We start from the raw sequence: 20,330 nt of genomic DNA, 5'->3' as shown, positions 1-20,330 counted from the left end.
TCGTCGCGCTCGCGCTCGGGCACTAGCCGCACACAGTCCTTGCGCTCGCGTTTGCTCCCGACGCGACCACTGGAATCATGCAATGCGCGAGATTGTGGTGCGCGAAGTGCGCGCTACCCCGGTCCGCTCTGCGCTTTGCGCTCCAGAAACTCTGAAGGGCGCTTCAAGTCGTGCCGCGGCATCCTGACCCGGCGCAGCGGCGAAGCGCATACCCTGAGAGCATGACCAACCGACTTGCCGATGCGATCAGCCCCTACCTTCGTGCGCACGCCGACAACCCGGTCGATTGGTATCCGTGGGGGGAGGACGCGTTTGCGCAGGCGCGCCGTCGCGACGTTCCCTTGTTCATTTCGATCGGCTACTCCACCTGCCACTGGTGCCATGTAATGGCGCGCGAGAGCTTCAGCGATCCGGAGCTCGCGGATGAGTTGAACGCGCGGTTCGTGGCCGTCAAGGTCGACAGGGAGGAGCATCCGGATGTCGATGCCGGCTATCTCGCCGCCGCAAGCGCGTTCTCGCAGAATCTCGGCTGGCCGCTGTCGATCTTCGCGACGCCCGAAGGCCACGTGTTCTTCGCGGGCACCTACTTTCCGCCCCAGCCCCGGCGTGGGCAGTCGTCGTTCCGGCAAGTGCTTGACGCGGTGTCCGACGCGTGGACGAACCGCCGCGACGAGGTCCTGCAGACTGCAACCCTGGTGACGGATGCGCTCGCCTCAGCCACGCCGACCGTCGCAACGGAACTCCCCGATGCGCAGGCGTTGGATGCGGCCGCAGCAACGTTGGCGGAGCACGAAGATCAGCTCTACGGCGGGTTTGGCGCGGCACCGAAGTTTCCGATCGCGCCGGCACTCGGCTTCCTGCTGCGACAGCCGGCCGGAGCGCCAAGCGCCATGCGTGCGCTGGCGAAGATGGCCGCTTCACCGTTGCGCGACCCGATCGAGGGCGGATTCTTCCGCTACGCGACGCAGCGCGATTGGAGCGTTCCGCATTACGAACGGATGCTCTACGACAACGCGCAACTGCTGCGACTCTATGCGGATACCGCTGCAGCGGGCACCGCAGGCGCGGCGGATTCGGACGCGGATGCGGATACCCAAGATTCTGCAGTCATCGCCGACGGCATCGCTCGTTTCCTGCTCGAGGTGATGCGGCTGCCGACCGGCGGTTTCGCATCGGCTCAGGACTCGGAGAGCACGGTCGACGGAGAACGCGTCGAAGGTGAGTACTACCTGCTTGATGCGACCGCACGGGCCCAGCAGAGCCCGCCGGCGCTGGATAAGAAGGTGCTCACCGGTTGGAACGGGCTCGCGATCGGAGCACTGGCACACGCCGGCGCGCTTCTGGATCAGCCGAATTGGGTCCGCGCAGCACGAGAGACCGCGGACACCCTGCTTGCCCGCCATCGCGGACCGGAAGGCGCACTGCTCCGGGCCTCGCTCGGTGAACGCGTGTCGGAGGCATCCGCCACGCTCGAGGACTACGGCATGCTCGCCGGCGGGCTCATCGACCTCGCGCTCGCGACCGGTGAAAGCCGCTACGCCACGGCCGCGCGCGACATCGTGGAGTCGACAATCGCTGCCGCGGCCGCCATCGGCGCGATTGCGCAATTCACCGATGCGAGCGCCCCGTTCGCCGCGCCCGGCGGCGCAGACCCCGTGCTCGTTGCCCGCGGGCTCGCTATCGCTGTGGATCCCTCAGAGGGCGCCTACCCGTCCGGGCTGTCCGCCACCGCATCAGCTGCGCATCAACTTTTCTTGCTTACCGGGCAGCGACACTACGAGGATGCTGCCGCCTCCGCCATGCGCATCGTCGCCGGCTCTGCGCTCGCGTCGCCCTTGTCCTTCGGCGCCACGCTCGACCTCATGCGTGGCCTCGCGCATGATCCGATTCAGCTCGTCGTCGTGACGTCGGACGGCAACGAAACGGCCGATCCCAGGCAGCGAGATCCGGGACAGCGAGATCCGGGACAGCGAGATCCGGAACAACGAGATCAGGAACAACGCGCGGGGCAGCGGCGCGCGGACGCGGCGTCTGAGGAGCTGGCAGACCTCGCCAGGCGCACCACGACTGCCGACGTGACGGCCGTCGTGACGCAGCAGCAGGCATCCGCCTTCGCACGCGCGGGGTTCGAGCTGTTCGAGGCACGCACCGCCGTGGACGGGCGCGCGACCGGATACTATTGTCGCGACTTCGTCTGCCGACTGCCGACCACCGATGCCGGCGAACTCGCCACCCTGCTTGCCGGCTGACCGCTGCCCGGTTCAGGTGGCCCGGATCAGGCTGCCCAGTTCAGGCTGCCCGGTTCACGCAGCCCGGTTCAGGCTGCCCGGTTCAGGCCGCGCGGTTCAGCTTGCCGAGCATGCCCCAGATTGTGGGCGTCAAGGCCGGGTGGTCCAGTGCGATGCGCCGCAGAAGCTGATACTCGAACTCTGACGCCCCGCGGCCGCCGGCCGCAGGGTGGTAAGCGCGGGCACGCTGCTCGCCGAGTTCGTGCCACTGAATCGTTTCCGCACGCAAGGCCAGAACGACCTGCTCGTCGACGGTCGGGAACTCGGGCAGAAAGTCCCACGGGTCTTCGCCGCCTCGGGCTCGATGCTCGACGGCGGCCTCGAGTTCATCGCGCGCTTCTTCGCGCAACAACTCAACGCTGACGGGAAATCGTGACCTCACCTCGGCCCCCTCACCGGGCACCAACTCTGGTGCTCGAGATTCAGAGTACGTGGATTGTGCAGTCATCGCGAGTTGAGGCATTGTCGGTTGACGCGCGGCGAAATCATCAGGTCGAAGTCCGTAGAATGGGGTGCGCCTTCGTGTTCCACCGCTCGCCTCGCGACCGGGTCTGGAGAGCCCCGGATGCACGAAGCAGGGCGGGACGATTCGACAAGGGGCGACATGGTGGGTGATGATCTGATGCCGGATGGTGCCGCGCAAACCGAGCCGGTGCTCGTGACATCGGGGTATCGTCCTGCTCGATTTCTGCGCGATGACATCGTTGTGCGTAACGGTGAGCACACGCTGCTGAACGGTCATCTGACTCCATGCCAGTCAATGATCGAAGATCTCTTGGCGGTGCGCAAGGCGTTGGATGCCGCCGGCATCGAATTCCTGCTCGTTCGGGGTGATCACGATCGCCCCGTCATCGCTGTCGAACGCCGCCGGCGCAAAGAGTTGGCCGCAGCGTTCGCCGCCGCATTCCATGATGAGCCGTTCTACTCGGCCACGCAGGGCACCGCAGCGCATGATCGCGTCGCTGGCGACCCGGTGTTGCTCGCGGATGGTTCCTTGTCACCCAAGCGCAAGGCATCCGTTTTCAGGCTGTACCGGCCGCGGATCGAACCGATCGGCCGCCTGCGCTACGGCCCGGAGACGGCAGTCCAACTCGAATTGTGGCGCTTCGGCGAAGACGAGATTGTCGCACCGCGGCCCAATGCGTTGATGCGCACGCGGCTTCCGCGGTCCGAAGCGGTTGAGGACACCGTGACGCTGTTCGGGCGCAGTTGGCCGACACTGCGCAGCATGTTCGCGCCGCTCGCCGGTGACGTGAACTTCGACATCGACCTGGTCTTCTCCTGGGTCGACGGGTCGTCGCTCGAGTTTCAGCGTGAGCGCGCCGCTCGCATGCAGAGCTATGTGGTCGGAGACGGCGACGATTCGGATGCCCGCTTCCGGCAAATCGACGAGCTGAAATATGCGCTTCGCAGCATATACATGTTCGCACCGTGGGTGCGGCGCATTTTCATCGCGACGGATTCTCCGCGACCGGAGTGGCTGGCGGAGCATCCGCGGGTCACGATTGTGCGCAGCGAGGAGTTTTTCGCGGACCCGAGCGTGCTGCCGACACACAACTCGCACGCTGTGGAGAGCCAGTTGCACCATATCGCGGGGCTGGCCGAGCACTTCTTGTATTCGAACGACGATATGTTCTTCGGGCGACCGGTCGGGCCGGAATTGTTTTTCTCGCCGGGCGGCATCACGAAATTCGTGGAGGGGCCGACCCGCATCGGCCTTGGTGAGAGTGACCCGAGCCGCAGCGGTTTCGAGAACGCCGCACGGGTGAACCGGCGCCTCTTGCGAGAACGCTTCGGCCGAGTCACGACGCGGCATTTGGAACATTGCGCGGTGCCGTTGCGACGCAGCGTCATGGCCGAACTCGAAGCCGAGTTCGCGGACGAGTTCGCCCACACCGCCGGCAATGCGTTCCGTTCGGCGACCGACATCTCTGTGACGAATTCGTTCTATCACTACTACGCTCTGATGACCGGGCGCGCGGTCGTGCAGACTCAGGCCCGGGTCGGCTACATCGAAACGACACTGCGGATGGCGCTGCGCCAGATGGACAAGCTGCTGCGGCGCCGCGATCACGACATGTTCTGCCTGAACGACGGCAGCAAACCGGAGTTGACGGTTGAGGAGCGCACGCGCGCCGTCACCGACTTTCTGGAGCACTACTTTCCGATCCCAGCACCGTGGGAGCGCGCGGTGACCACCACCCCTGCCGCCGAGGGCGTCAGTTTCGGGCGAGAAGATCACGCGCCCAGGGCGCGCTCGTGGGAAAGGGACGCTCTCGCGAGCGCCGGGCTGGCGTCCTCACCAGAGCCCGAGTAAGTTGGCGCTTGAGTCGGTGAACACGGGGGTAGCAAATGCTCGAGCTTTCCGAAGACCGACAGGCGATCGTGCAAGTAGTGCGAGAGTTCGCGGCCGATGTGCTCGCCCCGAAAGCCGCCGAGTGGGACGAGACTCACTATTTTCCCATCGAGGTGCTCCGACAAGCCGGGGAACTGGGCATGGGTGCGATCTACTCGCGCGAAGAATTCGGTGGGGCCGGCCTCGGCAAGGCCGACGGCGTGCTGATCTTCGAGGAGCTGGCCAAGGGCGACCCGACGATCGCCGCCTACATTTCAATCCACAACATGGCGACGTGGATGATCGACACTTTCGGCACCGACGAACTGCGAGCAGAATGGCTTCCCACTCTGTCGACGATGGAGTCGCTCGGCAGTTACTGCCTAACGGAGCCCGGTGCGGGGTCCGATGCGGCGGCCCTGCGCACGAAGGCCGAACGCCGAGGCGACGACTACATCGTGAACGGGGTCAAGCAGTTCATCTCAGGAGCCGGTTCGTCGGCCGTCTACGTTGTGATGGCACGCACCGCCGAGCTTGGCAGTCGCGGAATCACGGCTTTCGCGGTGCCGGCCGACGCGCCCGGGCTGTCGTTCGGCGCGCTGGAGAAGAAGATGGGTTGGCACGCCCAGCCGACCCGCCAGGTCTTCTTCGAGGATGTGCGTGTTCCGGTCGGGTCGCGGCTTTCTGAGGAAGGCACCGGTTTTGAGATCGCGATGCGGGGCCTGGACGGCGGGCGCATCAGCATTGGAGCGTGCTCGCTCGGCGGCGGCCAGGCCGCGCTCGACAAGGCGGTGGCCTATCTCACCGACCGCGAGGCATTCGGCCGGCCGCTCATTCAGAACGAAGCCTTGCTCTTCCGGCTTGCAGACATGGACACCGAACTCGAGACTGCGCGCACGCTGGTCTGGCGGGCGGCCGAAGCGCTCGATGCCGATGACGATGACGCGGTGCGGCTGTGCGCCATGGCCAAGCGGGTGGCGACGGATGCCGGTTTCAATGTCGCGAATATGGCACTTCAGTTGCATGGTGGTTACGGCTACCTCACCGAGTACGGCATCGAGCGCATCGTGCGGGACCTGCGGGTGCATCAGATTCTCGAAGGCACCAACGAGATCATGCGACTGATCATCGGGCGTGCTCTCGTGCGCGCACGGCGGTAGCGTGGCAAGCAGAGCGTGGCAAGCAGACGGCAAAGGAGCTGATCGACGTGGCGATCACCGAGAACACAGAACGCCTGCGGGCTGCTCGCGATCGGCTTGTGGAATTGCGGGAGGACTACGCCGCCGCGATCGCCGAGTTCGACTGGCCGGCGATCGGCCCGACGTTCAACTGGGCGACCGAGTGGTTTGACGCCATTGCAGATGGCAACGACCGGCCGGCACTGTGGATCGTTGAAGACGACGGCAGCGAGCAGATCATGAGTTTCGCCGAGCTGTCGCGCCGGTCTGACCAACTTGCCTGCTGGTTGGCCGGCCGCGGCGTCGCATCCGGTGACCGTGTCATGGTGATGCTGGGCAATCAGGTCGAGCTGTGGGAGAGCGCTCTGGCGATCGCCAAGCTCGGCGCTGTCATCGTTCCGACCGCCACCGTGCTCGGCCCCGTCGACCTCACTGATCGAATCGTGCGTGGGCGCATCCGTCACGTGATCGTCAACCATGCGGATGCCGCAAAATTCGACACCGTGCCCGGCAACTACACGCGGATCAGCATCGGCGGTGCCGCGCAGGGCTGGAACGACTACGCCGAATCCTACAGCGCCTCCCCAGCCGGTTCCGGTGCTGGTCAACAGGCCTTCACACCCGCGTCACCTGCGGTCGATGATCCACTGCTCGTGTATTTCACGTCGGGCACCACGAACAAGCCGAAGATGGTCGAGCATTCGCAGCTGTCGTATCCGGTCGGCCACCTCGCGACGGTGTACTGGCTCGGCCTGCAACCCGGCGACGTGCACCTGGCCATCAGCTCGCCGGGCTGGGCGAAGCACGCGTGGAGTCTGTACTTCGCTCCGTGGCTCGCAGAGGCGACCGTGTTCGTCTTCAACTCAGCACGCTTCGACCCTGCTCGACTGCTCGCACAGATGGATCGCGTCGGCGTCACCACGTTCTGCGCCCCGCCGACCGTCTGGCGGATGCTGATCCAAGCGGATGCCGCAACCAAACCCCACGCTCTACGCGAGGTGTTGTCGGCGGGAGAGCCACTCAATCCTGAGGTCATCGCCCAGATTCGCCGCTGGTGGGGGCTCACAATTCGTGACGGTTTCGGGCAAACCGAGACAACGGCATCCATCGCAAACACTCCGGGGGCAGCGCTCAAGCCGGGGGCGATGGGCCGACCGCTGCCCGGCGTTCCGGTCGCGCTCGTGGATCCGATCACGGGCGACGTCGGTGACGAAGGCGAGATCTGTCTCGACCTGTCCAAGCGGCCGCTGAGTCTGATGACCGGCTACGTAGATGACTCTGAGCGCAACGCCGAGGTGATGCGCGGCGGTTTCTATCACACCGGCGACGTCGCCTCACGGGATCAAGATGGCCAGATCACCTACATCGGCCGCACCGACGACGTGTTCAAATCCTCCGACTTCAAGGTCTCGCCGTTCGAAGTGGAAAGCATCCTGCTCGAGCATCCTGCCGTCGCGGAGGCAGCGGTCGTTCCGGCACCCCACGAAACGCGGCAGACGGTTCCGAAAGCCTACGTGGTATTAGCCGCGGGCTGGGCTCCCGACGCCGAAACGGCACGCGTGCTGTTCGAGCATGCTCGAGCGACGATGGCCCCGTACATGCGGGTGCGCCGACTTGAGTTCGCCGAACTGCCCAAGACGATCTCCGGCAAGATCCGCCGGGTGGAACTGCGCACGCAAGAGGAGGAGCGCTACGCCGCGCGCGGGGCGTCAGAGGCCGAAGTGGTCGTGGAGTGGCGGGAGGAACAGTTCCCCGGCCCGGCACGACCGGAATGAAGTTCGTGCATCCATGACGCCGCACAAGAATGCAGCTGCGGAAGTTCTCTTCACGCGCAGTGGTCGCCTCGGGCACATCACACTCAATCGTCCGCAGGCGATCAATGCGCTGACCCACGGGATGGTTGTCGAGATCCAGCGCGTGCTCGATGAGTGGCGCGACGACGCTGGCGTGCAGACCGTGCTGCTCACCGGAGCGGGTGAGCGCGGGTTGTGCGCCGGCGGCGATATCGTGTCGCTGTATCGCGACGCGGTGCGGGGGGATGATCGAGCAGCCGCGCAGTTCTGGGCGGATGAGTATCGTCTCAACGCGAGCATCGCCCGGTATCCCAAACCGTACGTCGCGATCATGGACGGACTCGTTCTCGGCGGCGGCATCGGCCTGTCGGCGCACGGGTCGCACCGCGTTGTCACAGAGCGATCCACGCTCGGCATGCCTGAGACCGGCATCGGCTTCGTCCCCGATGTTGGTGGCACCTGGCTGCTGTCGCACGCTCCCGGTGAGTTGGGAACGTTCCTCGCGCTCACCGCCGGCACGGTGCATGCTGAGGACGCGATCGCCATCGGCCTGGCCGACCATCTGGTACCGCGCGAACGCCTTGTCGAATTGGTGGCGAGCTTGGAATCGGCCGATGCGACCGCGGCGATCGCCGCCGTGGCCTCGACGCCGGGGCCCGGAACGCTGGCCGGGCAACGCGGTTGGATCGATGTCGCGTTCGCGGGCAACGAGGCCGGTGAGATTCTCCATCGATTGGGCAAGCAGCCCGCCGCAGTGACGGGGAATGCCGCGAGCGGTGCGGCAGCGGGTGCGGCGGCATCCGCTGCGGAGCGCATCGCATCGAAGTCGCCGACCGCGCTCGCTGTCACCCTCGAGTCGCTTCGGCGCGCCCGGCAGTTGGACAGTCTCGAAGCGGCGCTTGATCAGGAAAACCGAGTGTCACTGCGGGCGTTTGCCGCGCACGACTTCGCGGAAGGCGTGCGGGCACAGGTCATCGACAAGGATCGTGCCCCACACTGGGATCCAATCGACATCCCGGCCAGAACGGATGCCGCCGTCACCGCCTTCTTCGAGCCGCTCGGAGAGCGCGAACTCGGCCTTGCAGACGCACGAAGGGCCCGTCGGGCACACGGAGAGGAATGAGCTGAGCATGAACGCGACCAACCCGGATTCGACGGGTACAGATTCGAGTGCACCAGGCGCGAAGGCGACAATCGCCTTTCTGGGGCTCGGTCACATGGGCGAGCCGATGGCCGTCAATCTGGCGCAGGCGGGCTACCGAGTCATCGGTTTCGACGTGTCGCCGGCGGCGATGGAATCCGCGCAGCAGGGCGGATTCCCACTGGCATCGACGGCGGCTGAGGCGGTGCGCGGGGCCGACGTCGTCATCACGATGTTCCCGGCGGGTCGGCATGTGCTCGAGGCGTACCAGGGTGAGGCGGGCGAGGCCGGCCTGCTCGAATCGGCCGTGCCGGGCACACTGTTCATCGAATCCTCGACCATTGCGGTGGACGACGCGACACGTGCCCACGAACTCGCTGTGGCTGCCGGCCATCGCAACATCGATGCACCCGTCTCTGGCGGCGTCGTCGGCGCGACCGCGGCAACGTTGGCATTCATGGTGGGTGCAAGCGATGACGACTTCGCAGTCGCACAACCGATTCTTGCGGCCATGGGAAAACGCATCGTGCACTGTGGTGGCCCGGGGCTCGGCCAGGCCGCGAAGATCTGCAACAACCTCATTCTCGGCATCTCGATGATCGCGGTGAGCGAGGCCTTCGTGCTGGGTGAGCGGCTGGGCCTGACCCATGACGCGCTTTTCGATGTCGCTTCGAACGCGTCCGGGCAGTGCTGGGCACTGACGACGAACTGCCCGGTGCCCGGGCCGGTGCCGACGAGCCCGGCCAATCATGACTATCAGCCAGGATTCGCGGGTGCACTCATGGCCAAGGACTTAGGTCTCGCCTCACGGGCGATCGAGGCGACGGGCGTGGACGCACAACTCGGCACGGTGGCAAGCGCAATGTACGAGCGCTTTGCCGCGGGAGAAGGGGCCGCGCTCGATTTCTCGGGAATCATCAACGACATCCGCGTCAGCAGCGGGGAGAGTGGGGAACAGTGAGCGACGACCAAGGCGCCACGGCTGGGACCGCCGCGGCTCAGAACGCTGCCTATCAAAACGCTGCCTATGAGAACGCTGCCTACGAGGGCATCCTGGTCGCGCGCCATGGACGAGTCGGCGTGATCACGCTCAATCGCCCCGAAGCGTTGAACGCGCTGAACGAGGTGCTCCGGCGCGAGATCATCGGGGTGGCACTCGCCATGGACGCAGACGAGGAGATCGGCGCGATCGTGATCACGGGCTCAGAGCGCGCCTTCGCCGCCGGTGCGGACATCGCCGAGCTCGCCGCCAAGACTCACCGAGAGCTCACGATGGGCGGGATCTTCGAGGTGTGGAAGGCGTTCTCGGGGATTCGCACTCCGACGGTCGCGGCCGTTGCGGGCTATGCGCTCGGCGGCGGCTGCGAGGTTGCGATGATGTGCGACATCATCATCGCCGCCGACACCGCGCGTTTTGGCCAACCCGAGGTGAAGATCGGTGCGATCCCCGGGATGGGCGGAACGCAGCGCCTCACGCGCGCTGTCGGCAAGGCGAAGGCGATGGATCTGATCCTTACCGGTCGCACGATGAATGCCGACGAGGCAGAGCGCTGCGGGTTGGTTTCGCGCGTGGTGCCCGCCGACAGGTTGCTCGACGAGGCGCTCGAGGTTGCGGCCAGCATCGCCGCGCTCTCTTTGCCAGTCGTCTATGCGGCCAAAGAGGCGGTATCGGTCGCGTTCGAATCCACACTCGCCGAGGGCGTGCGCTTCGAACGGCAAGCCTTCAACGGCTTGTTCGACCTCGACGATCGCCGCGAGGGCATGCAAGCGTTCATCGAGAAGCGGCCGCCGCACTTCACCAACAGCTGAGCGTCGGCGAACGGAGTCAGGTCAGCACCGGCACCGGCATCGTGTAGGGCGGCTCCGGATGCACCGGCGCGTTGATCCGATCCACGATGCGGATGCCGGACTCCCGCAGCCTGCGCTCAGTCTCGGCGGCATCGATGTATTCGAGCGCTTGGTACGCGCCAAGCGGCACCACTGAGTGCAACACGGTGCCGGGGTACACGTGTACCAGGTTGAACGCACACGCGCCGTCGCGGCCGCGCGTGCCGCCGACCGGCACGTTCAGATCTTGCGTGTAACAGGTGGCCGATGCGACAGACACCGGGATGCCCGCGAAAGTCGCACTCGACGAATAGTGCAGGTGTCCGGCCAGGATGCTGCGGACATCCGTTCCTTCGAGCACCTCGGCGAGGCCCGCCTGGTCGCGCAACTCGACGCTGACCGACAGGTCGAGCACGCACGGCACCGGCGGATGATGCATGGCCAGTATGGTGCCGTGAGGTGCCGGCGACGCGAGTTCTTCGGCCAGCCAGTCGAGCTGGTCGCCGGTGATTTCGCCGTGGTGCTCGCCGGGCACTGTCGTGTCGAGGGTGATCACACGAAGCCCGTTGACGTCGTATACACGGTCGACCGGGCGCATGGTCGGCACCTCGTCGAACAATCCGGCTCGGAATGCGGCCCGGTCGTCGTGGTTACCCATCACCCAGATCAGTTCGCCGCCGAGCCGCGCGGCGGCCGGCTCGACGATGTCGCGGAGGCGACGATAGGCATCCGGTTCGCCTTTGTCTGCGAGGTCGCCGGTGAAGATGATGGCCTCCGGGTGACCACGCGACGCTTCGAGCTCGTCGAACACCGCTTGCAGATGCTGCGTGCTGTCGACGGTGTCGTAGAGTCGACCGCCGTTCGCAAGGAGGTGCGTGTCGCTGAGGTGCAGAAGAAAGTGATCCGGCCTCGGATACTCGGCCGTGCGGATGGTCACAACGGGTCCATTCGGGTAACGCACGTGCTTGGCGGTGCACGCACTCGCAAGACTCATTCGATCAGACGAACCCGAACGGGAGGTGAACGCCACGCGGCGGGCACGGTTTCACTAGCCAAGCGGGCTTGACGCTGGCCCAGACTTTTGGCGCCTACCCGGGCTGGCAACCGGTTGCAGCTCCGGGCCACCGTTGAATGTCCGGCCAGCGTGAACCCACCCGTTGCGGCAGGACTTTGCCTTGCTACGCGCCGTTGGCGGCAGGTACTCGCTCGCCCGGGATGGGCGGCCCTGGCGGGGTGCCGTCGCCGAACGGACGCCCGCCGAGCGCAGCGCGACCGTGCGGGGTGAGCCAGCCGGCGACATCCGGACCGAGGGGCACGATCCGCGTCGGATTGATGTCCGTGTGCACCATGTAGTAATGCTGTTTGATCTGCACGAAGTCGATCGTGTCGCCGAAGCCGGGCGTCTGGAACAGGTCGCGTGCATACGCCCACAGCACAGGCATTTCGGTCAGCTTGTTGCGGTTGCACTTGAAATGCCCGTGATAGACGGCGTCGAAGCGCGCAAGCGTGGTGAACAAACGGATGTCCGCTTCGGTGATCGTGTCGCCGACGAGATAGCGCTGGTTCGTCAGCCGCTCCTCAAGCCAGTCGAGCCGGTCGAACAGCCGTATATACGCGCGCTCGTATGCTTCTTGGGAACCCGCGAACCCGGCCCGATACACCCCGTTGTTCACGTCGCGGAAGACCACGTCGTTGACCGCGTCGATCTCGCCGCGCAGCGCATCCGGGTACAGGTCGGGGGCTCCGGGCCGGTGGAAGGCGGTCCATTCGGTTTCGAAGTCGATCGTGATCTGCGGAAAGTTGTTGGTCACGACCTTGCCGCTCGGAACATCCACGATCGCCGGCACCGTGATACCGCGTGGGTAGTCGGGAAAGCGCGCGAAGAAGGCCTGCTGCAGGCGTTCGATGCCGAGCACAGGGTCGAGCCCGCCCGGGTCGAGGTCGAAGGTCCAGCTGCGCTGATCGTGGGTGGGGCCCGGCATCCCGAGTGAAATCGCGCCTTCGAGGCCGAGCAGCCGGCGCGCGATCACCGTGCGATTGGCCCACGGGCACGCGCGTGCGGCGACAAGGCGATAGCGCCCTGCCTCGACCGGCCAGCCGTCCCGGCCATCACGCGTGATGCGGTCTTCGATGTAGTTGGTGTCGCGCGTGTATTCGTGACCAGGCTCGACGTAGGCGGCGGTGCTGTCGTTTGCGCTCATGACTCCAGCGTAAGTCTCCAGGCGAGCGGATGCGTCGGTGCCGGTTATCCACAGGTGCAGCACTCGCGACTTCTGCACAGATTTGGATGCTGCTCGCCCGCGCTTGTGGCTGACGCGGCAGCATCGAGGTTATGACGATGATTTCGGCCGCAGAGGCGGCACAAAAACCGATCGTGACCGGTGCGGAGATCGAGGAGCGCGTGGCGGCGCTCATCGGCCACGCCTGTCGACGATCGCTGTGGTTGATGTTCACGGACAGCGACGACATTCAGCTGAAGGTGTTGGTGCCGATAGAGGACTATCCGACCAGCCCGGGCATTGGGGAGGCCGAGGCGCTGACGTCGATGATCAACCAGTTGATGGACGACCTGGATGCCGCGCACGTGATCCTGATCTGGGAGCGGCGCGGCAGCGAGCGCTTCACGCCGGCAGATCACGCCTGGGCTCGTGCGATGTCTGATGCCTGCGAAGATCGGAGGATCGCGTTGCGGGCACAGTTGATCAGCCATCGAAGCGGTGTGCGCTGGTTCGCGCCCGATGACTACGCGTAGGCGCTCCCGCAGATGCCGCCACCCGACGGGCGGGCCGTAGAATCAACGGCTACAGTGTGCTACAAGTGCGCTACAATTGAAGCATGGTCAACGTGTCGGCACGCGAATTGCGCAACCGCACGGCCGATGTGCTGCGCACCGTTGAGTCGGGCGAGCGGGTCATCATCACGTCCTACGGGGTTCCCGCCGCCGAGGTCGTGCCGGTGAGTGCTGCCAAGCGCGCCAGCATCCGTCGTGCGGATTTGCTGCGGATTCTTTCGGCTCCAGCGGATGCAGCACTCCGCGACGATCTTGCGATGCTCGCCGGAGATACGACCGACGATCTCGGACCGCTCCGATGAAAGCGGGTTCGGCGGCAAGCCAGGCACTCCTCGACACCAGCGTGTTCATCGCGTCGGAAAGCGGTCGACCGTTGGATACGGCCGCATTGCCCGACGAGTCGTTCATTTCCGTGATCACGCTGGCCGAGTTGCGCGTCGGCGTGCACGCAGCGCCGGACACCGCGACGCGCGCTGTGCGATTGAAAACGCTCGAAGCGATCGCGGACATCGACGCGTTTCCGGTGGATGCGGACGCGGCCGGGCACTGGGCGATGCTGCGGTTTCGGCTTCGTGAAGCGGGACTGCGGGTCAACGTCAACCACCTGTGGATCGCATCCATCGCATTGGCGCACGGCCTTGCGGTCGTGACTCAGGATCGCGACTTCGAGGTGTTGACCGAACTGGGCGGGCCTGAGATTATTCAGGTCTGACCCGCCGCCGCCGCCGTCGCAATGCCGTCCTCGTGCCGCCACCGTGCCATCGCCGTGCCATCGCCGTGCCGCCCTGACGGCATCGGTGACCGCAGGTCGCCATGTCGGCGGCTCCGGTTACGCTCGACACAACATGCAAGGAAAGGGCGCCGATGTTTCTGCTCGACGACACAGTGGTCACGAGCGCGAGCGATCTGACCGCCGCCTCCAACTGCGAGTTCGCCTTCTTGCGCACCCTCGACGCAAAACTTGGACGCATCGACCGCGTCGCGACCGTTCCAGATGCGATGTACGAGCGAACCTCTCGACTCGGCGACGAGCACGAACACCGGGTTCTCGAACGCTACCGCGAGCAATTCGGTGAGGGCACCGTGGAGATTCCTCGACCCGAACGGATGTCCCGCGCGGCACTGGATGCGGTCGCCAGTGACACTGATCGCGCGTTCGCGGCCGGGGCGAACGTCGTCTTCCAGGCCACGTTCTTCGACGACGGTGGTACAAACGTCTGCGCGTCGAACGACGCGATCGCTTTCATCGGTTTCGCGGACTTCATCGTGCGACAGCCTGACGGCAGCTACCTGGTGCAAGACACGAAGCTGGCGCGTCATGCGCGGGTGACGGCGCTGCTGCAACTTGCCGCCTACGCCGAACAGCTTGAGCGTATCGGCGTGCAAGCGGCACCGACCGTGCAACTGTTGCTCGGCGACGGCTCGGTCAGCGAGCATCGACTCAGTGACATCACGCCCGTGTTCCACAAGCGCCGCACGAGACTGCACCGCATCATCGCCGAGCGACTGGCCGACCCGAACAATGCCGCGGTCGCCTGGGGCGACTCGCGCTACGCCGTCTGCGGGCAGTGCGACGCCTGCGAGGCCGAGATCCAACGCACCCGCGACGTGCTGCTCGTAGCAGGGATGCGCGTGACGCAGCGTGCGCTGCTGGCGACCGCAGGCATCCGCACGATCGATGAACTTGCAGCATCCGCGGGGTCGATTGACGGCATTGCAGACAAGACCCTCGCCGGCCTGCGCGCGCAGGCGGCATTGCAAACCCAAGCACAACCGGATGCCCCGCCGCCGCTCGATATCTACAATCCCGCGGCGCTTGCCGCGCTCCCACACCCTGACGCGGGTGATATCTTCTTCGACTTCGAGGGCGACCCGTTGTACACCGAGGGTGAGATCAGTGCGAGCGCCGTCGGTGCTGCGGCCGGCGGTAGCACCGCGGGTGCGCCGACGCGCTGGGGGCTCGACTATCTTTTCGGGCTCGTCGAGACGGATGAACGTTTCCGAGCGTTCTGGGCGCACGACTTCGAGCAGGAGAAGACCGCTCTGCGCGGGTTCCTCGATTTCTTGGGGGAGCGGCGTCGACAGCATCCGGGAATGCACGTGTACCACTACGCCGCCTACGAACGCACGCACTTGCTCAGCCTGGCGGCCCGGCACGGAATCGGCGAGGACGAAGTCGATGGCCTGCTGCGGGACAACGTGCTCGTCGACTTGTACCCGCTCGTGCGCAATTCGTTCCGGGTCGGTTCGCGGTCCTACTCGATCAAGAAGCTCGAACCGCTCTACATGGGCGCCGAACTGCGCGAAGGTGACGTGACCAACGCCGCAGACTCCATCACGGAATACGCGCAGGCGCGCGAACTTGACGCGGTCGGCGACACCGAAGCAGGGCAGCGGATGCTCGACTCCATCGCCGATTACAACCGTTACGACTGCGTCTCCACGCTGCGCCTACGCGACTGGATGCTGCGCCACGCGGCCGAGCGCGGCATCCGCATCGGAGACGGCCGCAGCATCGAGCCGCCGGACGACCTCGAGCCGTCACCATTGCGTGACGGACTGCTCGCACTGGCTGCGCGCGGTGAGATAACCGGCGGCGCAGTGGGCGGCCACACTGCAGCGAGTGGCAGGCGCACAGCTGACCAGACCGCAGCGGCGTTTGCCGCCGCGGCGATCGATTATCACCGGAGGGAGCAGAAGAGTTTCTGGTGGGCGCACTACGCGCGGCTGATCGACCCGATCGAGGAGTGGGAAGACACCCGCGATGTGTTCGTCGTCGAACAGGCGACCCTCGAGCGCGATTGGTTTCGCGAGGGCAGGCAGCGGCGCAATCGCCGCCACCTGCGCCTGCGCGGCCGGTTGGCGCCAGGAAGCAGCATCCAGCCGGGCGACCAAGCCGGGCCATTCCTGTTGTATGAGTATCCGGGGCCGTTCGCAGTGCCCGGTGCCGAGCCCGGCGCCCGCACCGCGCGCGAGGTGACCGTGCTCGAGATGGGTGACGACGGCAGCTTCCTCATCGAAGAATTGCAACCGCAAGACGTCGAACCGTATGACGCGCTGCCCAGCGCCCTCACACCGGCGAAGCCGCCGCCCGCCGGAGCACAGAAGCCGGCGATCGACGAGTGGGCACAGACGATTCTGGACGCGCAGCCCGGCTGGCCCGCCGACCCGATGACGGACATTCTGCGACGCGTTCCACCCCGCACCCAATCCGGCACGCTGGCGGAGGCGGCATCACTTGAGGATCGAATCGCCGCGGTGACTGCGTCCGCACTCGAGCTGGATCAGTCATACCTGGCCGTGCAAGGTCCGCCCGGCACAGGCAAGACTTACCTTGGGGCGCACGCGATCGCCGCGCTCGTGCGCGACCATCGCTGGAAGATCGGTGTCGTCGCCCAGTCCCATCGCGTCGTCGAGACGCTGCTGACCGCGGTCGTGGCAGCCGGACTCCCTGCGGAACTGGTCGGCAAGGTGCCGCAGCGCGGCTCGGGCACGTCTTCCCACACGTTCACAACGCTTCCGCAGAACGGTCAGCTGCTCTTTGCCGTCGACAATGCCACCACGGGGTTCGTCGTGGGCGGCACAGCGTGGGACTTCAGCAATCCTGCCCGAGTCGAGCGGCACAGCCTCGACCTGTTGGTCATCGACGAAGCCGGCCAGTTCTCACTGGCCTCGACGATCGCCGCGAGCGCCAGCGCGAACAACCTGCTACTGCTCGGGGATCCGCAACAGTTGCCGCAGGTCAGCCAGGGCACCCATCCGGAACCAGTCGACCAGTCGGCGCTCGGCTGGGTCAGCGCCGGCCACGACGTGCTGCCACCGAACCTCGGCTACTTTCTGGCCGAGACTCGGCGGATGCATCCTGCGCTGACCGCCCCTGTATCGCGGCTGTCGTATGAGGGCCGGTTGAGGGCGCATCCGGTCGCATCAACGCGTGAGCTGGCCGGTGTCGCGCCCGGCTTGCACGTGGTGCCGGTCGAGCACGAAGGCAACGCGACCTCGTCACCGGAGGAGGCTCAGGTCGTCGTCGAAACCGTGCGCTCGGTGCTCGGCTCGGGCTGGAGTGACCCGACCGAGGGCCGATCGGGTGAGCCTCTCACAGAGGCCGACCTGATTGTGGTGACCCCGTACAACGCGCAACTGTGGTGTGTACGAGACGCACTCGCGGCAGCCGGTTTCCACGACATCCGCGTCGGCACAGTCGACAAGTTCCAGGGCCAGGAGGCTGTCGTCGCCATCGTGACGCTGGCTGCATCCGCGGCAGTTGATGTTCCGCGCGGCCTGGGCTTCCTGATCATGAAGAATCGCCTGAATGTCGCTATCTCACGGGCCCAATGGGCGGCCTACCTGATCTACTCGCCGCACCTGACCGAGGCTCTGCCCGTCACACCGGATGCAGTCGCCGAACTCAGCGCATTCATCACGTTGGTTGAGCAGCCGGAAAGTGTCGCAGTAGCGAGCTGACGCGCGGTCAGCCGTATGATTGCCTGGCTTAACGCCGTGCGCGCTTCGCCGACCGGCGCTTGCCGATGTAGGAACCGATCAACACTGCCCCGATCGCGGCGATCACGAATCCAGTCGGCTGCAGCCAAAGGATCCCAGGTGACGGTAGCCCAGTGCGAATTGCGGTTACGAGCTGAGGTCCGAAGCCAGCTGCCAGACCGAGAACAACCAGAACGATCCCGGTGGACAGCAACGCTTTCATGCCATTCAGCCTAACCGGCGGGGCGGGCAACGTTCTTGGATTCGACCGCCCACCAAGCGTTACGGCAAGGCACGTAAGCTCGAGGCGATGAGACTACTTCTGATCCGCCACGGGCAGACGATCGACAATGTGCGGGGTGCCCTGAGCACGGTCGTTCCGGGGCCGCCACTGACGGAACTCGGCTTCGCCCAGGCGGCTGAGCTCCCGGGCGCGCTTGCCGGCCAGCCGATCGAAGCGATTTACGCGTCGACGGCCCTGCGCGCTCAACTGACAGCCCAGCCGCTTGCTCGCGCACGTGGACTGCAGACCCAGGTGCTCGACGGCATCCAGGAGATTGCCGCGGGAGACCTTGAACAGCGCACCGATGACGAAGCCATCCAGGTGTACGTTGGCGCAGTGGTTGCCTGGCGGCAGGATCGAAGCGTGCGCATTCCAGGCGGCGAAGACGGTGCCGAGTTCTTTGAACGTTACAACGCAGCAGTCGAATCGATCGCATCCCGGCACGCGGGTGATGGCACCGCTGCGGTCATCAGCCACGGTGCCGCCATCCGCACCTGGACGTCTTGGGCTGCCGGCAACATCGATGAGGAATTCGTCCGCACGCACGGACTGGATAACACCGCCGTGGTGGTGTTGGAGGGCTCGCCGTCCGCCGGCTGGGTGATCACGAACTGGGCGGGCGAGCCAGTCAGCGGTGCACAACTACAGAACGCGAGCGCTTCGCATCCGAAGATCGACGCTGTGTAGCGGCGCATGCCGGGTGGTCGCAAACCGCCGGGCTCCTCTTAGTGACGGCCGGTTTGGCCCAACGGATGCCCGGCAGCGTATCTTTCCGCCGTTTGCATGAGAATCACGCTCGGGCTCGAGGGCCTGTCGCCGGCCCAAGTGGTCCTCGGCAGGCTCGTCACAGGCTCGGTGACGCTGTTGCTGATCGCGGCGCTTACCCGGCAGGTGTTTCCTCGTGAACTGGCCGTTTGAGTGCACCTGACCGTCGTGGCGATCCTTCTGTGTGTCGTGCCCTTTCTGCTATTCGCGTGGGCCGAACAGTACGTTTCCTCTGGCCTGGCGAGCATCTATAACGCGACAACCCCGTTGATGACCACGCTTGTGGCGGCGGCGGCGTTGCACCAGGAACGGTTCACGCTCCCGCGTGTAGGCGGTCTGATCCTCGGGTTCGTCGGGGTGATGGTAGTGATGGGTCCATGGCGAGGCGTCGCCGGCGGCTCTCTTCTCGGGCAAGGAGCATGCCTGCTGGCCACCGCGTGTTATGGTGCGACCTTCGTCTACCTACGACGATTCGTCTCACCGCGCCGACTGCCCGCTGTGGTCGTGGCTACTGTTCAGGTGAGCATCGGCGCCGTCATCATGCTCCTGCTCACACCGTTCATCGCCGCCCAACCCGTCCGGCTTTCGCTCCGGGTGGTGATCAGCGTGCTCTTGCTCGGCGCCATAGGTACCGGTCTGGCATATGTGTGGAACACCAACGTGGTAGCTGCCTGGGGGCAACCAACGCGTCCACCGTCACTTATCTGACTACGCTGGTCGGCGTCACACTCGGCGCCGCCGTTCTTGCCGAGCCGGTCGACTGGAACGAGCCGGTCGGAGCGCTCATCGTCATTATCGGCATCGCGCTCGGTCAGGACCGCCTCACCTCGTCTCGCTCGACCTGACGGCCGGCGAGGTTTTCGCCGACTTCACGTCAGCCAACCCGACGATCCTGCAGACCGCAGCGGACCTCCGCAGACTCCCGAGCTTCACGCAACTGAACGCCAGCGCACCGGCGTCACGTGGTCTTTGAGACAGCGGCAATCGTTCTGCGGATGTCATCGAGATGGTGCGTCCCCTCGTGCATGACCTGGCGCGCCAGCCACCGCGCGGTACGGGCTTCACCCGGCAGCCGGGTCACGATTCGACCCCATTGAGTGGTACGGACGTGGTTCGCTTCTTCACAGAACCCGGCAGCATTCGCGATCAGCTCGGGCAGGATGGCATACACGTCAAGCTGGTTGTATCTAAACCGCTGCGCGCGCAGGTCATTGAACATCGGCTCCAACACCGGCTCACTCTCGGTGACGGCCCGGTGCAGCCGAATCGTGTAAGTGGCGTACACGTCGCGCAGGTGGCAGACGTACTCCGTAATCGACCAGTACTGTGTGTTCGGGCGCACGCGACGAATTTGGGGCGGTGCAGCCGACACCACGTCCCGCACCTCGCCGGGCACCCGTCCGACCGACTCGAGTGCCTGTTCGACCGGCACCTCAGCAAAAAATAC

General features: G+C 65.6%; 19 protein-coding genes. 14 read left to right on the top strand and 5 right to left on the bottom strand.

Translation table 11 applies throughout. The features are described 5' to 3' along the window. The first annotated feature begins 221 nt into the window (after positions 1–221). A complete protein-coding gene (locus QU604_RS16435; protein WP_308465693.1) occupies positions 222–2,249 on the top strand; it encodes a thioredoxin domain-containing protein in 2,028 nt (675 codons plus the stop codon). 82 nt (positions 2,250–2,331) lie between these two features. On the opposite strand, the gene QU604_RS16430 is transcribed toward QU604_RS16435, so the two are convergent. Further along, on the bottom strand, positions 2,332–2,670 hold the full coding sequence (locus QU604_RS16430; RefSeq protein WP_308465692.1) for a hypothetical protein: 339 nt from the start codon (positions 2,668–2,670) through the stop codon (positions 2,332–2,334). Positions 2,671–2,892: 222 nt separating this feature from the next. Between QU604_RS16430 and QU604_RS16425 the strand changes: the two genes are divergently transcribed. The 6 genes from QU604_RS16425 to QU604_RS16400 all read left to right on the top strand — a co-directional run bounded on the left by QU604_RS16425 (position 2,893) and on the right by QU604_RS16400 (position 10,544). After that, positions 2,893–4,605 (top strand): stealth family protein, encoded by a 1,713-nt coding sequence (locus QU604_RS16425; protein ID WP_308465691.1) that lies wholly within the window; start codon positions 2,893–2,895, stop codon positions 4,603–4,605. A gap of 35 nt (positions 4,606–4,640) precedes the next feature. Next, entirely contained in the window at positions 4,641–5,783 is a 1,143-nt protein-coding gene (locus QU604_RS16420; protein WP_308465690.1) for an acyl-CoA dehydrogenase family protein, read from the top strand. A 53-nt stretch (positions 5,784–5,836) separates the two neighbouring features. Then, the gene (locus QU604_RS16415) at positions 5,837–7,576 is read left to right on the top strand and encodes an AMP-binding protein (RefSeq protein WP_409350038.1); all 1,740 of its coding nucleotides are present in this window, start codon (positions 5,837–5,839) and stop codon (positions 7,574–7,576) included. 13 nt (positions 7,577–7,589) lie between these two features. After that, positions 7,590–8,717 (top strand): enoyl-CoA hydratase/isomerase family protein, encoded by a 1,128-nt coding sequence (locus QU604_RS16410; protein ID WP_308465688.1) that lies wholly within the window; start codon positions 7,590–7,592, stop codon positions 8,715–8,717. Between the two features lie 7 nt (positions 8,718–8,724). Beyond that, positions 8,725–9,696: a 3-hydroxyisobutyrate dehydrogenase gene (gene mmsB, locus QU604_RS16405; protein ID WP_308465687.1), complete on the top strand. Its 972-nt coding sequence runs from the start codon at positions 8,725–8,727 to the stop codon at positions 9,694–9,696. 89 nt (positions 9,697–9,785) lie between these two features. Next, complete coding sequence (locus QU604_RS16400; RefSeq protein ID WP_308468948.1) at positions 9,786–10,544, top strand: enoyl-CoA hydratase-related protein; 759 nt, start codon at positions 9,786–9,788, stop codon at positions 10,542–10,544. Between the two features lie 16 nt (positions 10,545–10,560). Here QU604_RS16400 and QU604_RS16395 read toward each other — a convergent pair whose 3' ends face one another. Continuing rightward, positions 10,561–11,499, bottom strand: a complete 939-nt coding sequence (locus tag QU604_RS16395; protein WP_308468947.1) for a phosphodiesterase — start codon at positions 11,497–11,499, stop codon at positions 10,561–10,563. Between the two features lie 241 nt (positions 11,500–11,740). Then, positions 11,741–12,763 carry a glutathione S-transferase family protein gene (locus QU604_RS16390; RefSeq protein ID WP_308465686.1) on the bottom strand — a complete coding sequence of 341 codons (1,023 nt, stop codon included), beginning with the start codon at positions 12,761–12,763 and terminating at the stop codon, positions 11,741–11,743. 131 nt (positions 12,764–12,894) lie between these two features. Between QU604_RS16390 and QU604_RS16385 the strand changes: the two genes are divergently transcribed. The 4 genes from QU604_RS16385 (at position 12,895) to QU604_RS16370 (ending at position 17,817) form a co-directional block, all read left to right on the top strand. Next, positions 12,895–13,314, top strand: coding sequence for a hypothetical protein (locus QU604_RS16385; RefSeq protein WP_308465685.1), 420 nt, complete (start codon positions 12,895–12,897; stop codon positions 13,312–13,314). Positions 13,315–13,397: 83 nt separating this feature from the next. Next, positions 13,398–13,655 (top strand): type II toxin-antitoxin system Phd/YefM family antitoxin, encoded by a 258-nt coding sequence (locus QU604_RS16380; RefSeq protein WP_308465684.1) that lies wholly within the window; start codon positions 13,398–13,400, stop codon positions 13,653–13,655. After that, positions 13,652–14,065 carry a type II toxin-antitoxin system VapC family toxin gene (locus QU604_RS16375; RefSeq protein ID WP_308465683.1) on the top strand — a complete coding sequence of 138 codons (414 nt, stop codon included), beginning with the start codon at positions 13,652–13,654 and terminating at the stop codon, positions 14,063–14,065. Before QU604_RS16380 ends, QU604_RS16375 begins: the two co-directional genes overlap by 4 nt. 152 nt (positions 14,066–14,217) lie before the next feature. Continuing rightward, positions 14,218–17,817, top strand: a complete 3,600-nt coding sequence (locus QU604_RS16370; RefSeq protein WP_308465682.1) for a TM0106 family RecB-like putative nuclease — start codon at positions 14,218–14,220, stop codon at positions 17,815–17,817. A 28-nt stretch (positions 17,818–17,845) separates the two neighbouring features. Here QU604_RS16370 and QU604_RS16365 read toward each other — a convergent pair whose 3' ends face one another. Further along, on the bottom strand, positions 17,846–18,058 hold the full coding sequence (locus QU604_RS16365; RefSeq protein WP_308465681.1) for a hypothetical protein: 213 nt from the start codon (positions 18,056–18,058) through the stop codon (positions 17,846–17,848). 87 nt (positions 18,059–18,145) lie between these two features. On the opposite strand from QU604_RS16365, the gene QU604_RS16360 reads away from it, so the two are divergent. From QU604_RS16360 to QU604_RS16350, 3 genes are all read left to right on the top strand, one after another. Beyond that, on the top strand, positions 18,146–18,805 hold the full coding sequence (locus QU604_RS16360) for a histidine phosphatase family protein (protein ID WP_308465680.1): 660 nt from the start codon (positions 18,146–18,148) through the stop codon (positions 18,803–18,805). A gap of 96 nt (positions 18,806–18,901) precedes the next feature. Further along, the gene (locus QU604_RS16355; protein WP_308465679.1) at positions 18,902–19,036 is read left to right on the top strand and encodes a hypothetical protein; all 135 of its coding nucleotides are present in this window, start codon (positions 18,902–18,904) and stop codon (positions 19,034–19,036) included. A 15-nt stretch (positions 19,037–19,051) separates the two neighbouring features. Further along, entirely contained in the window at positions 19,052–19,591 is a 540-nt protein-coding gene (locus QU604_RS16350; protein ID WP_308465678.1) for a DMT family transporter, read from the top strand. A gap of 250 nt (positions 19,592–19,841) precedes the next feature. Here QU604_RS16350 and QU604_RS16345 read toward each other — a convergent pair whose 3' ends face one another. Further along, positions 19,842–20,315, bottom strand: coding sequence for a DinB family protein (locus QU604_RS16345; RefSeq protein ID WP_308465677.1), 474 nt, complete (start codon positions 20,313–20,315; stop codon positions 19,842–19,844). Between the last annotated feature and the right edge of the window lie 15 nt (positions 20,316–20,330).

Origin of the sequence: Rathayibacter sp. SW19, assembly GCF_030866825.1 — a bacterium.
GTDB lineage: Bacteria > Actinomycetota > Actinomycetes > Actinomycetales > Microbacteriaceae > Rathayibacter_A > Rathayibacter_A soli.
The sequence above is the reverse complement of the archived record's forward strand: the minus strand, read 5'-3'. Positions and strand labels throughout refer to the sequence as shown.